Raw genomic sequence first — 13929 nt, forward strand, 5'->3', positions numbered from 1 at the left:
CTCCTCACTCAATATCAGTCGGCAGGGGACGCGGCAGGTCATCGCCGTTGGGGCCGTCAAGCCAGTCCACCTTGTTCATCTTGCGCACCACAACGAATTCATCGCGGTTGCAGCCGACCGTGCCGTAATAGTTGAAGCCGTAAGCCAACTGGGCATAACCACCGATCATGTGGGTAGGCTTGAGCACCACCCGGGTAACCGAGTTGTGGTGCCCGCCACGGGTCTTGGTCGCTTCTGAGCCAGGCACGTTCACAATGCGCTCCTGGGCGTGATACATCATGATCATGCCCTCCTTGACGCGCTGGCTAACAACCGCACGCGCGGTCAGTGCGCCGTTGGCGTTGAAGCACTCAACCCAGTCGTTGTCCTCGATACCGACTTTCCGCGCGTCGATTTCAGAGAGCCAGACAATCGGTCCGCCGCGGCTGAGGGTGAGCATGATCAGGTTGTCGGTGTAGGTACTGTGGATGCCCCATTTCTGGTGCGGGGTAATCCAGTTCAGGCAAATCTCCGGGTTGCCATTGGACATTTTGTCTTTCACGTAGCCGGTGGAACGGGTGTTGACCGGCGGCCGATAGCTCTGCATACCTTCACCAAAGGCCAGCATCCAGGGGTGATCCTGGTAGAACTGCTGACGCCCCGTGATAGTGCGCCACGGGATCAGTTCGTGCACATTGGTGTAGCCCGCGTTGTAGCTGACATGCTCGTCTTCCAGGCCAGACCAGGTCGGGCTGGAGATGATCTTGCGCGGCTGCGCCTGAATGTCGCGGAAGCGGATAGCCTCATGCTGCTTGGGCAGCGCCAGATGGGTGTGGTCGCGGCCGGTAAACTCCGACAGCGCCGCCCAGGCCTTGACGGCAACATGGCCATTGGTTTCCGGTGCCAGCGACAGAATTACCTCTGCGGCGTCGATCGCGCTTTCGATCTTCGGCCGGCCCTCGCTGACCCCCTCGTCGCGCACGCGATAGTTCAGCTCGCCAAGGAAATCCACCTCGTGCTGGGTATTCCAGTTGATGCCCTTGCCGCCGTTGCCGAGCTTGTCGAGCAGCGGACCGAGGGAGGTGAACTTCTTGTAGATGTTGGGATAGTCGCGCTCGACCACCACCATATTCGGGCAGTTCTTGCCCGGTTGCGGAGCCTCGCCGGCGGTTTTCCAGTCAGTGCCACCAAACGGCTGAGCCAGCTCGCCGGGGGAGTCGTGCAACAGCGGTACGGTGACCAGATCCTGCTCAACCCCCAGCTGCCCTTCAGCCATAGCGGAGAACGCCTTGGCAATGCCCTTGTAAATCTCCCAGTCCGACCGCGCCTCCCAGGCAGGGTCGATAGCCGCAGACAGGGGATGGATGAAGGGGTGCATGTCCGAGGTATTCATGTCGTCCTTCTCGTACCAGGTCGCAGTCGGCAGCACGATGTCGGAATACACGCAGGTGGAGGACATGCGGAAGTCCAGCGTGGTTACCAGATCAAGCTTACCGATGGCACCGTCATCAACCCAGTCGGCCTCGGTCGGTTTGAAGCCGCCACGTTTGCCCAGATCTTCGTTGAGCACGCCGTTCTTGGTGCCCAGCAGATACTTGAGCATGTACTCGTGCCCCTTGCCGGAACTGCCCAGCAAGTTGGAACGCCAGATGAACATGTTGCGCGGGAAGTTGTCCGGGTTGTCCGGCTGCTCGCAGGCAAAGCGCAGGCTGCCATCTTTTAGCGATTGCAGTACGTAGTCGACCGGCGACATGCCTGCTGCCTCGGCATCGCGCGTGACCTGCAGCGGGTTGCGATTGAGCTGCGGCGCACTCGGCAGCCAGCCGGCACGTTCAGCGCGAATGTTGTAGTCGAGCATGTGCTCGGGGAACTGCGACTTATCGGCCAGCGGTGACAGCACCTCGTGGATGCTCATTTTCTCGTGGCGCCACTGCGAGCTGTGGTTGTAGAAGAAGCTGGTACCGTTCATCTGACGAGGCGGCCGGCTCCAGTCCAGGCCAAAGGCCAACGGCAGCCAGCCGCACTGCGGACGCAGTTTCTCCTGACCCACATAATGCGCCCAGCCGCCACCGGTCTGACCAACGCAGCCGCAGAGCATCAGCATGTTGATCAGGCCACGGTAGTTCATGTCCATGTGGTACCAGTGGTTCATCGCCGCGCCGACAATGATCATGGAACGCCCATGGGTCTTGTCGGCATTGGTGGCAAATTCGCGCGCCACCTGAATGGCCTTCTCACGGGCCACACCGGTGATCTGCTCTTGCCAGGCCGGCGTGCCAGGGGTGCTGGCATCGTCGTAGCTGGACGCCACGTTCTGACCACCCAGGCCGCGATCAATGGCCAGATTGGCGGCCATCAGATCGAACACGCTGGCGACCTTGGCAGCACTGCCGTCGGCCAGAGCAATACTGCGCACCGGCACGCGACGCAGTTGAATGTCATCACCCTCAACGGCGGTGAAGTACTCGTGGGTCTGACCGCCAAAATAGGGGAAGGCCACCTCTGCACTGTCACCGCCATCGATCAGGCTGAGCTTGAGGTCCACCTCGCGCCCGGCGCCGCCTTCTTTGGCCTCAATGTTCCACTTACCCTTCTCGCCCCAGCGATAGCCGATAGCGCCCTGCGGCGATACCAGCTCACCATCAGCATCCACCGCAATGGTTTTCCATTCGGGGTTGTTGTCCTGACCGAGATTGCCGGTCAGATCACTGGCCCGTAGAAAACGATCGGCACGATAGCTGCCCTCTTTCTCGTTGAGCAGCACCAGCATCGGCAGGTCGGTATAACGCTTGGCGTAATCGGTGAAGTAGGCGCTTGGCTGCTCCAGGTGAAATTCCTTGAAGATCACGTGAGCAAAGGCTTGTGCCAAGGCCGCGTCGGTGCCCTGCTTGGGGTTGAGCCACAGGTCGGTGAGCTTGGCCACCTCGGCGTAGTCCGGCGTAACGGCAACGGTCTTGGTGCCCTTGTAGCGCACCTCGGTAAAGAAGTGTGCATCCGGGGTGCGGGTCTGCGGAACGTTGGAGCCCCAGGCGATGATGTAGTTGGAGTTGTACCAGTCGGCCGACTCCGGCACGTCGGTCTGCTCGCCCCAGATTTGCGGCGAGGCCGGCGGCAGATCGCAGTACCAGTCATAAAAGCTCAGGCACACGCCTCCGATCAACGACAGGTAGCGGGCACCGGCCGCGTAGCTGACCATCGACATGGCCGGGATGGGCGAGAACCCAACCACCCGGTCCGGACCAAACTGCTTGACGGTGTAAACGTTGGCCGCAGCGATGATCTCGTTGACTTCCTGCCAGCTGGACCGCACAAAGCCGCCCAGACCACGCTTGCTCTTGTAGCTTTGCGCCTTGGCCGGATCGCTGACGATGCTCGCCCAGGCGTCCACCGGCGCCAGGTGCTGGCGTGCCTCCCGCCACAGCTTGAGCAAGGGTTTGCGTACCTTGGGGTACTTGAGCCGGTTGGCACTGTAGATGTACCAACTGTAGCTGGCACCCCGCGGGCAGCCACGCGGTTCGTGGTTGGGCAAATCGTTGCGGGTACGCGGGTAGTCGGTCTGCTGGGTCTCCCAGGTAATCAGGCCGTTCTTCACGTAGATTTTCCAGGAGCAAGACCCGGTGCAATTCACCCCGTGGGTGGAGCGTACGATCTTGTCGTACTGCCACCGTGCGCGATAGACGTTCTCCCAGTCACGTGACTCCTTGCGGGTCTCGCCATGACCGTCGGCGAACTCACCTTGCTTGCGATTAAAGAAGCGCAGCTGGTCGAGTATATGGCTCATAGTGTTTTCCTCTCAGGCTGGGCGCAGCCGGTGACCACGCCCTCAATTCATGGGTGCAACGCAATCTCAGCAGGGTGTCTCTGCACCTTTGCGCGAGTACCACCACCAGGTCACCAGGATGCAGCTGATGTAGTAGCCAACGAAGACATACAGGGCGACCTCCGGACCGCCAGTGACCGAGATCGAACTACCGAACGACTTGGGAATAAAGAAGGCACCGAAGGCCCCCACCGCCGAGGTGAAGCCCAGAACGGCAGCGGATTCCTTGCCCGCCTCACGCAATGCCTGGTCACGGCCTTCCGCGTCCAGATCTGCACTCCAGCGCTCATGCAGCGTGCGGAAAATCACCGGAATCATGCGGAAGGTGGAGCCGTTGCCGATGCCAGTGGTGACAAACAGCAGCATGAACATGCCGAGGAAGCCGTAAAAATTGCCGCCCTGACCCTCCTGCGGCAAGAAGGCGATGACGCCGAACACCGCAGCCACCATCACCACGAAGTTCCACAGGGTGACGCGGGCGCCACCGAGCTTGTCGGCAATCCAGCCGCCCAGCGGCCGCACCAGGGCACCAACTAGCGGGCCCAGGAAGGCAAACTTGAGCGCCGATACGCCGGGGAAGGACGTATTGATCAGCAGTGGAAAGGCGGCGGCAAAACCGATAAAGGAACCGAAGGTTGCCAGGTACAACCAGCACATCAGCCAGTTGTGCTTGCGCTTGAAAATCACCGCCTGCTCGCGGAACGAGGCGCTGGCAGAGCTCAGGTCATTCATGCCAAACCACGCGGCCAGCGTTGCCAGGGCAATCAGCGGCACCCAGACCAGGCCGGCGTTCTGCAGCCACAACTGGGAGCCATCAGCCAGCTCCTGGGGCTTACCGCCAACCGCGCCAAACAACCCGAACCCGATCACCAGCGGCACCAGAAACTGCATCGCCGAGACCCCAAGGTTACCCAGTCCGGCGTTCAACCCAAGCGCCGTACCCTGCTGCGCCTTGGGGTAGAAGAAGCTGATGTTGGACATGCTGGAAGCGAAGTTGCCACCACCAAAACCGCACAGCAGCGCAATGATCACGAACACGCTGTAGGGCGTTTCCGGGTTCTGCACAGCCACGCCCATCCACAGCGCCGGCGCCAGCAGCGACGCGGTGCTGATGGCGGTCCAGCGGCGGCCGCCAAAGACCGGCACCATAAAGGAGTACACCACGCGCAACATCGCGCCGGACAAGCCCGGCAGTGCCGCCAGCCAGAACAGCTCGTCGGTGGTAAAGCTGAAGCCGATGGCATTGAGGCGCACGATTACCGTGCTCCAGACCATCCACACGGCAAAGGCGAGAAACAGCGCCGGGATCGAAATCCACAGGTTGCGGGTGGCCACCCGCTTACCGACGCTGCCCCAGAACTGCGGGTCCTCAGGGCGCCAGTCGGCAATCACCGGGCCTGGGCGGGGCGGTTGCCCCAGGGTTGGATTATTGGCAGACATGGTGTGTCTCCTCACAAGGTCAGGAAAGGGGTTGGCTGGAACGGGCTGCGCTCTGGCCCAGCAGCGGGGTCTTGCGTACCTCGCTGAAGTACATCCAGATCAGCGATACCCAGACCACGCCGTACATCAACATGAAGCAGGAGCTGCGCACGCCAGTCAGATCCACCAGCGCGCCAAACAGGATCGGCAGAAGGAAGCCACCCAAACCGCCAGCCAGACCGACGATGCCGGACACCGCTCCCATGCGATCAGGGAATTCGTTGGAGATATATTTGAAGACCGAGGCCTTGCCGAAAGCCCAGGCGATGCCCATGACAAACATCAACGCGGTGAACACCCAGACGTTGAGCCCAAGGTGGAAGGAACGCGGTCCGTCGACGGTGGCAATGGTCATCTCGGTCTGCGGGTAGGACAGAAAGAACAGGCAAATCCAGCTGACCCACATCACCCACCAAGTCACACTGTGGGCGCCCCACTTGTCCGACATCCAGCCGCCTACCGCGCGCAGAACCCCGCCCGGCAGGGAGAAACAGGCTGCCAGCAGAGCGGCACTCTGCAGCGAGAAGCCGTATTCCTGCACGTAGTACTTGGTCATCCACAGGGCCAGTGCCACATAACCGCCGAAGACGATCGAGTAGTACTGGCAGTAGCGCCAGACCCGGGGGTCTTTCAGGGTTTGCAGCTGCTCACCAAGAGACACGCTGCTGGGCACCCGGTGCGCCTTGTTGTCGTAGCTGAGAAACCAGAACAGCAACGCGGTGACGAACATGATGGCCGAGTACACTTTGGGCACCATCTGCCAGCTGGCCGCAGCAATAATGCCGGGGGCGATAAACTTGGTCAGCGCAGAGCCGGCATTGCCCGCACCGAAGATCCCCATGGCCAGGCCCTGGCGGTCTTTCTCGAACCATTTGGCAACGTAGGCGATACCCACCGAGAAAGAGCCACCGGCCAGACCAACAAACAGCCCCAGCACCAGAAACTGCCAGTACTGAGTCGCTTCGCCGATCAGGTAAATCGGCAGCACACACACCAGCATCAGCACAAAAAACACGATACGTCCGCCGTAGCGGTCAGTCAGCATGCCCAGCGGCAGGCGCGTCAGCGAGCCGGTCAGCACCGGCGTGGACGCCAGCAGGCCAAACTGGGTTTCGTTCAGCGCCAGCAACTCCTTTATCGGCACCCCCAGTACCGCAAACATCATCCAGATCATGAAGCAGATGGTGAACGCGAAGGTGCTCATGCCGAGCACCAGCACTTGCTGCTTTTTCTGACTTGCCATGACTACCCCCTGCCGCTATCGATCTGCGTCTTAGACTACGGGCAGGTGCCGGCAAATGATTGATCCGCGTCAAGGATCGAGGCATGGCATAGCAGCTAGGCTGACGCCACATACCACTAAAGTGATAGTCCGGAATACAAGCAAAAACCCTTAAAAAACAAATAGATGAAAGCAATACAAGACACCGTATAGCGATATTGCTGCACCGTCGGAACTATTTGGAGGTAGTGCAATGCTGCAGTGGTTCAGAACCTCGCTGCCGGCTCGAGCCGGACTTGCAGTGATCCTGGTCGCGGCGTTGGCTTTTGCCAGCGCCTGCAGCGCTGTGATCATTGCCCTGATCAGCGAGGATGACGCCGCCGCCATGAACGTGGCCGGTTCACTGCGCATGACAACCTATCGTATTAACTGGCAGCTCGAGGCCGGTGCCGACGACGCAACCCTGGCGCAATTGGCGCAAGACATGCAGGCACGGCTGGATAATCGTGCCCTGCTTCACATGGTCGCGGTGGACAGCAGATCGCCGGCGGAGCAGGAGTTCCAGCAGATCCGCAACCACTGGCAGCAACAACTGCTGCCAGCTCTGCAACAGCGCAACCGCGAGGCTTTTGCCGAGGGCACCGAGCCTTTCATGCTGCGCATAGAGCGATTTGTCTCGCAGCTGCAACAGCAGAGCGAGCGACGCCAAGGCTGGCAACAGAGCATCCAGGGCGCAGCCCTGTTGATTACCGCCGTGGTGTTGCTGATCAGCATGTTTGGCCTGCACAGCAGTGTTCTCGAACCGATTCAGGACATTGTGCGCGCGGCCGAACGCTTTCGCGCCGGCGACCTGCAGGCCAGGGTCAGCTACCGCTCACCAGACGAGCTGGGCCAGCTGGCCCAGAGCTTCAATGCTATGGCCGACGCCATCGAGGAATCGCACCGCACCCTGGCCGACCGGGTAGCAGAAAAGACCCTCAGTCTCGAGCAGGCCAATGACGCCCTGGCGCTGCTGTATCGCAGCAGCAGCAGCGTTGCCAGTACGCCGCTCAATGCCGACCGCCTGGATGAACTGGTCGGCGACTTCCAGCAACGACTGCCGGGGCTTCGACTGAACCTGTGCCTGAAGGGCGATATCAAGCAGCCGGTCGAGCACTTGATCGCCATGCAAGGCGACGACAACCGGGAAATTTGCACTCGTAACAACTGCGCCACCTGCGAGCGTCACCAAAGTGCCAGTGGACTCACCTTTGCGATTCGCTCCCAGGGTCGCAGCCTGGGAGAACTCAGCGCCCATTATCTTGATGGACACGCACCGCGTTCCTGGGAGCGCGAGCTGATTCAGGCGCTGGCCGACCTGATCGGTACCGCGCTGTCGCTGGAGTGCCAGCGCGAGAAAGACAATCGTCTGCTGCTGTTTGACGAGCGCACCATCATCGCCCGCGAACTGCATGACTCCCTGGCCCAGGCCCTGTCCTACATGAAGATGCAGGTAAGCCGTCTGCAGACCCTGATCCGCCGAGAGAGCGACCCCGAGCAACTGGTACAGGTCAGCGAAGAGCTGCGCAAGGGGCTGAACAACGCCTACCGCCAACTACGTGAGCTGCTGACGACCTTCCGCTTGAAAATCCACGAGGGCGGACTGGAGCAGGCACTAGGTGAAACCACGCGCGAATTCGCCGACCGAGGACAGATGCAGGTGCAATTCGACAGCGCACCGCTGGCCTTCGCGCTGTCTGCCAGCGAACAGATTCACTTGCTGCAGATTACCCGCGAGGCCCTGTCCAACTGCGTTCGGCATGCGCGCGCCAGCCGCGCGACGGTACAACTGCGTCAGCGCGGCGATCGCATGACCCTGCTGATAGAAGACAACGGCGTAGGTATCACGCCCGGTTTCGACATTCGCCAACACCACGGCATGAACATCATGCAAGAGCGCGCCCGCAGCCTGAATGGCGAGCTGCACGTCAGCTCGTCCGACGGCCAGGGCACCCGCATCCAACTCAGCTTCTGCCCAGAATTTCTGCGCCAGCATCAAGAGGAGATCACACAATGAGTGCTTCCACACCCGCCACCCTGCTGCTGGTAGACGACCATCCAATGATGCGGCATGGCCTGCGCCAGCTGATCGAGCTGGAAAACGACTTGCTGGTGTGTGGCGATGCCGGCAATGGCGAAGACGCCTGCAGCGAGGCAGCGCGCTTGAACCCGGATCTGATCCTGCTGGACAACAACATGCCCGCCATGAATGGCCTGGAAACCCTGAAACGGCTGCGCGCCCAGGGTTATCAGGGGAAGGTACTGCTGTTCACCGTCTCAGACGCCGAAGAGGACGTGCGCGACGCCATGCGCCTAGGCGCCGACGGCTACCTGCTCAAGGACATGGAGCCGGAACAGCTGATTCATCGACTGCGCGAGGCACTGCTCGGAGAGCTGGTGGTCAGCCCGTCACTGGCTCGGGTGTTGGCCCAGGCCTTGCGCTCGCCGCGCTCGGCCAGCAGTGCCGACCTGACCGACCGCGAGCGCCAGGTGCTGAAAATGGTGGTCGGCGGGCTGAGCAACAAAATGATCGGCAACAAGCTCGGTATCACCGAAGGCACAGTCAAGGTTCACGTCAAACACCTGCTACACAAGCTGGGGCTGCGCTCACGGGTCGAAGCCGCCGTCTGGGCGCTCGAGAACGTGTCCTGAAGCCATGCCCGGCGCCCCGCCAAGCGGGACCGCGGGATCGCAGCCCGACTACCGAGGTCTTGCCATGGAAGGCGGCGCCTGAAACCCACCTGCCGCCACTGGCTTTGACACAGTCAGGGCATGGAGAAATATTCATGTCACACACTAACCGCCTGCCGCTGGTCTATGCCTGCTCGGGCTGTTCCAACCTGGCCCAGATGGCCAACAACCTGGCAGTACGCCTGGACCGCGAAGGTAAGGCGGAAATGTCCTGCATCGCCGGCGTCGGCGGCAATGTAAAACCACTGGTGCGCAAGGCCGTCAGTGGCCGGCCGATTTTGGCCATCGATGGTTGTCCGCTGCATTGCGTCACCGGCTGCCTGTCGCAGCACGGCGTCAGCCCCGCCGAACACCTGGTACTGACCGAGCACGGTCTGAAGAAGCGGTACGGCGAAGACGTCACCGCCGACACCCTAGAGCAGATGTATGTCGAGGTGGTTGAACTGATCACCCGTATCTAGGCTCTGTACGAAAAGTGCCTGTTCTACACCTGTTGCAGCAACTGACCCGCGCGCTGCAGACCACGCCACAGCCTGGGTGGCAGCTGCTCAGGGTCCAGGCTGTCGAGCAGGTTCTTCAGCCCCAACCCCATATCGGTATCGCCTTCGATGACCAGGCGACGACGGAAGAACAGCGTATCGGGATCTTCTTCGCGACTGGCCAGCAGCACAAACTCGCGCCAGTTGCCACGCACACACACATCAGCCCGGGCCTCAGACGCCACGCGTAAACGCTGGCCAACGCAGGTGACAAACCAGCTCAGCCGCAGGTCTTCCACTTCCAGCTGCAGCCAGTGCCCCTGCAACAGGCTAAAGTCACCCCGGGCCAACGGCTCGGCCAGTAGCCGTGCGGTGGCCAATTCGATCACCCGCCGCTGCAGCGCGAAGGGCACATGGCGCCCCAGCCGCAACAGCCGGTCGGCCAGCTCTACCGCCATCACCCGCTTCATGACGACACCTCCTGAACGTTGATCATGCCGGGCTGTCCGTACCAATAGCCATTACAGCCCTCACTGCTGGCCGGTGGCTGTGCGCCACCGCAGACCGCCGCGTAGCGCGCGATCACTAGCGCCATGTCCTCGGCCCGAGGACTCAGACGCAGACGGTCAACACCACCGGCCTGCAGTGCCGGGTAGTCGGGCAGCAGGTCACACACCTTCGCCGACATCGTCTGGATACCATTGAGGGTAAACAGCGGCTCGCCCTCCTGGCTCTCCATCAGCAGCCCTTCAGCGAAATTCTGGCAGCAGAACTGGCAATCGTCCTTGGGGCGGTTTTCGGCGCGTGCAGTGAAACAACGCGCCGAGTAGGCCAGTGGCATGTGCCCGTAGGCAAAGAGCTCCACTTCGGGCCGCGGCACCTGCAGATCATCCAGTTGCTGCAAACAGTCCTGCAACAGCCGTCCGGAACACTCTACCGGTGGCACCCAGCGCTGCATGCCGCATTGCTGCAATTCGCGCAGGCTGTGCGCGTTATAGAGATTAAGCGCCGGGCCGGCGACAAAGGGCTGCTGCCGCTCGGCGAGCAGTTGCACCGCCCCCATGTCGTTGGCCTCCACCATCAGCTCACCGTTGTCGCATAAACGCTTGAGCGCAGACAGCTCCGAGGCCGCCTCCACCAGCGCCAGCCCCGACAGCACCACCTCCACCTCGCGTTGCTGGCGCAGCTCGCGAGCCAGCCCCAGCCAGTCGTCCAGCGACAAGGCTCGCCGCTTGGAACACACGGTCTCGCCCAGATAGATGGTCTGCAACGGCTGCTCGATCATGTCGGCATAAAATTGCAGCAGATGTGACCGGCTCCAGTAGAACAGCACCGGCCCAAGCGTCAGCTTCATGGACACCTCACTGCCAGGATCGATGATAGGCACCCAGGGTGGTCTGGCTACCCTCGGAAAGCCGCGCAAGTGCCTGCTGCCAGGTGCCGGCCTGCTCACTGCCGTCGCGCCCGGCATGCAGATTATCCAATGCCTGACGCCAGACCCGGGTTACCTGCTGGACATAGGCAGGACTGCGCTGTCGCCCCTCGATCTTCACCGCGCAGACACCGATGCGCTGCAACTCGGGCAGCAGGTCCAGGGTGTTGAGGCTGGTCGGTTCCTCCAGCGCGTGATAACGCTGCCCGTCGACCACAAAGCGGCCCTTGCACAGCGTCGGGTAACCGGCGGGCTCGTCGCGTCGATAGCGGTCGATCAGCACGCCGCCGAGCCGCGAGCTGAGGCCGTCCTCTTCCTGCTGCCAGCGCACCGCCTTGGCGGGCGAGCAGACACCGCACAGGTTGGGCGATTCGCCGGTCACATAGGAGGATAGATGGCAGCGCCCCTCAGCCATGATGCACAGGCTGCCAAAGGCGAACACCTCCAGCGGTACACTGCTGCTCTGTGCCACTTGCCGCACCTGTGCCAGTGACAGCACCCGCGGCAATACGGCACGCCGGATGTTGTAGCGCTGCTGGTAAAACGCCAACGCCTGCGCGTTGGTCGCCGAGCCCTGTACCGAGAGGTGCAAGTTGAGGTCAGGATGTTGCTGAGTGGCGTAGGCCAGCACGCCGGGGTCTGCTGCAATCAGCGCATCCACGCCCAGATCGGCGGCACGATCAACCGCACGCTGCCAGCGCTCCCAGCCCTGCGGTTGGGCATAGGTGTTGACCGCGATATACAACTGGCGCCCGCGCTGGCGAATCAGTTGCAGAGCCTCGTCCAGCTGTCGGTCATCCAGGTTCAGGCCGTTGAAATGACGTGCATTGGTGTCATCCCGAAAGCCAACATAGATAGCGTCGGCCCCTTCGTTCACCGCCGCCTTGAGGGCAGGCAGTGAGCCCGCCGGACAGACCAGTTTCATTCTGTGCCCCTCGGTTGCAATCTGCCGGCAGACTACGGTCTGCCAAAGCCCGCCACCTTGATGCGCATCAATCAGCTAAGTAGCTCGCTGAACGGCAGAAACTCCACCGTCTCGCCCTCACGCAGCGTGCGATTGACCTCGACGATGATCAACCCTTCGGCCAGGCAGGCCCCGGTGAGCATGGCGGAGCCCTGACGCGTCACAGGGACGGCGCACAGCCCCCCTTCGGCGTAGCGCAAATTGGCGCGCAGGTATTGCCGCCGCCGATTGGCCTTACGCCACTCGAAGCCGGCGGTCACCGGCACGGTTTGCGGCAGTATCTGCGCTCGTCCCTGGGCACGCAGGATAAAGGGACGAGCGACCACCATGGCGGTCAACAGCGCCGCCATCGGGTTGCCGGGCAGTCCTAGCCAGGGAGTGCCGGCCACATAGCCGAAGGCAAAGGGCTTGCCCGGCTGAATCGCCAGTCGCCACAGATGCAACTGCCCCAGATCGCGGACCGCCTGCTTCAGGTGATCCTCCTCGCCAACCGAAACGCCACCGGAGGTCATGATCAGGTCCCATTCGGCGGCCACCACACTCAGGGCGTCACGGCTGGCCAACAGCTCGTCGGCCAGCACGCCGCCGTCATCTACCTCGCAGCCCCATCCCCGCAACAGCGCACTGAGACTGAAGTAGTTGGCATTGTATATTTGCCCCGGCGCAAGCTCCTCACCCGGATCGCGCAGCTCGTTGCCACTGCTCAACAGCGCCACGCGCAGGGGCCGATAAACCGGCACATTGGCAATACCAAGGCTGGCCAGCAGGCCGACGTCTTGCGGACGCAAACGCTGTCCGGCAGCCAGCAGCGGGTCACCGGCCGAGAACTCCTCACCACGCCGACGCACGTGGTTGCCCAGCGGAGCGCCCTCAAGCCAGACGCGATCCCCTTCAACCCGAGCCTGCTCCTGGGCAACAACGGTGTCGGCGCCGTGCGGCAATGGCGCACCGGTGAAGATACGACTGGCATGCCCGGCCCTGAGTCGTTGCCCTCGGGTATCGCCGGCGGCAACTCGCCCCGCCAGCGGCAACCAGCCTCCCTCCGCGGGCAGGTCGGCGGCACGCAAGGCATAACCGTCCATCGCGCTGTTGTCCCAGGCGGGCATTGGTCGAGGCGCGTGTGCCACCTCGGCCAGCACTCGACCGGCACAGTCATGGATCGATACCTGCTCGACCGCCGGCAGCGGCGGCGCCTGAGCCAACAGCGCGGCAATGGCCTGATCCACCGGCTGCAGCTGTCCGGTAGCGCAGTCGCAGGCGCTCATGACCGACTGCCACATTGCGGCACCGGTGTTACCACCGGCGTCAGGTGCGCCACAAAGTTGCAGGGGCGCGTACGGCTATCCAGTTGCTCACGCAAAATGCCCTGCCAGCCGGTACGGCAAGCGCCCGGGGACCCCGGCAGGCAGCACACCAGTGTGCCGTTGCTGATCCCGGCCAGGGCACGCGACTGCACTGTGGAGGTGCCGATCTCCTCTAGCGACAAGTGGCGGAACAGTTCACCAAAACCATCCACCTGTTTGTCCAGTAGCGGGGCAACTGCCTGCGGCGTGTTATCCCGCGCGGTAAACCCGGTGCCACCGGTCATCAACACGACCTGTACCTGAGCATCGGCGATCCACTGACACACCATGGCGCGGATTTGCCAGATATCATCGACCACCAGCGCCCGCGCCTGCAGGTGATGCCCTGCCGCCTGCAAGCCGGCAACCAAAGCGTCTCCTGACGCGTCATCAGCCAGGCTACGGGTATCGCTGATCGTTAGTACGGCCAGGTTGAGGGGAATGAATTCAGAGCGGGACAGATGTGCCATAGGGCTCTCCT

At 62.1% G+C, this 13929-nt stretch carries 11 protein-coding genes; 3 read left to right on the plus strand and 8 right to left on the minus strand.

Going from position 1 to position 13929, the window contains the following annotated elements:
• Positions 1 to 4: 4 nt before the first annotated feature.
• From HV822_RS06245 to HV822_RS06255, 3 genes are all read right to left on the minus strand, one after another.
• Positions 5 to 3760, minus strand: a complete 3756-nt coding sequence (locus tag HV822_RS06245) for a nitrate reductase subunit alpha (RefSeq protein WP_238872884.1) — start codon at positions 3758 to 3760, stop codon at positions 5 to 7.
• A gap of 66 nt (positions 3761 to 3826) precedes the next feature.
• Positions 3827 to 5239, minus strand: a complete 1413-nt coding sequence (locus HV822_RS06250) for a NarK family nitrate/nitrite MFS transporter (protein WP_238872885.1) — start codon at positions 5237 to 5239, stop codon at positions 3827 to 3829.
• A 19-nt stretch (positions 5240 to 5258) separates the two neighbouring features.
• Positions 5259 to 6521 carry an MFS transporter gene (locus HV822_RS06255; RefSeq protein WP_238872886.1) on the minus strand — a complete coding sequence of 421 codons (1263 nt, stop codon included), beginning with the start codon at positions 6519 to 6521 and terminating at the stop codon, positions 5259 to 5261.
• A gap of 232 nt (positions 6522 to 6753) precedes the next feature.
• On the opposite strand from HV822_RS06255, the gene HV822_RS06260 reads away from it, so the two are divergent.
• From HV822_RS06260 to HV822_RS06270, 3 genes are all read left to right on the plus strand, one after another.
• Positions 6754 to 8556 (plus strand): HAMP domain-containing protein, encoded by a 1803-nt coding sequence (locus HV822_RS06260; RefSeq protein ID WP_238872887.1) that lies wholly within the window; start codon positions 6754 to 6756, stop codon positions 8554 to 8556.
• Positions 8553 to 9191 (plus strand): two-component system response regulator NarL, encoded by a 639-nt coding sequence (gene narL / locus HV822_RS06265; RefSeq protein ID WP_238872888.1) that lies wholly within the window; start codon positions 8553 to 8555, stop codon positions 9189 to 9191. Before HV822_RS06260 ends, narL begins: the two co-directional genes overlap by 4 nt.
• A gap of 134 nt (positions 9192 to 9325) precedes the next feature.
• On the plus strand, positions 9326 to 9691 hold the full coding sequence (locus tag HV822_RS06270) for a putative zinc-binding protein (RefSeq protein ID WP_238872889.1): 366 nt from the start codon (positions 9326 to 9328) through the stop codon (positions 9689 to 9691).
• Positions 9692 to 9714: 23 nt separating this feature from the next.
• On the opposite strand, the gene ubiT is transcribed toward HV822_RS06270, so the two are convergent.
• The 5 genes from ubiT to moaB all read right to left on the minus strand — a co-directional run bounded on the left by ubiT (position 9715) and on the right by moaB (position 13918).
• Positions 9715 to 10179, minus strand: coding sequence for a ubiquinone anaerobic biosynthesis accessory factor UbiT (gene ubiT, locus HV822_RS06275; RefSeq protein ID WP_238872890.1), 465 nt, complete (start codon positions 10177 to 10179; stop codon positions 9715 to 9717).
• Positions 10176 to 11063, minus strand: a complete 888-nt coding sequence (locus HV822_RS06280) for a U32 family peptidase (protein ID WP_238872891.1) — start codon at positions 11061 to 11063, stop codon at positions 10176 to 10178. The genes ubiT and HV822_RS06280 overlap by 4 nt, the downstream gene beginning before the upstream one ends.
• 7 nt (positions 11064 to 11070) lie before the next feature.
• Positions 11071 to 12066 carry a ubiquinone anaerobic biosynthesis protein UbiU gene (gene ubiU / locus HV822_RS06285; RefSeq protein WP_238872892.1) on the minus strand — a complete coding sequence of 332 codons (996 nt, stop codon included), beginning with the start codon at positions 12064 to 12066 and terminating at the stop codon, positions 11071 to 11073.
• Positions 12067 to 12137: 71 nt separating this feature from the next.
• Entirely contained in the window at positions 12138 to 13370 is a 1233-nt protein-coding gene (locus tag HV822_RS06290) for a molybdopterin molybdotransferase MoeA (protein WP_238872893.1), read from the minus strand.
• Entirely contained in the window at positions 13367 to 13918 is a 552-nt protein-coding gene (gene moaB, locus HV822_RS06295; protein WP_096005552.1) for a molybdenum cofactor biosynthesis protein B, read from the minus strand. Before moaB ends, HV822_RS06290 begins: the two co-directional genes overlap by 4 nt.
• Positions 13919 to 13929: the final 11 nt, after the last annotated feature.

The sequence above is a fragment of the Halopseudomonas maritima genome, assembly GCF_021545785.1.
Lineage (GTDB): Bacteria > Pseudomonadota > Gammaproteobacteria > Pseudomonadales > Pseudomonadaceae > Halopseudomonas > Halopseudomonas maritima.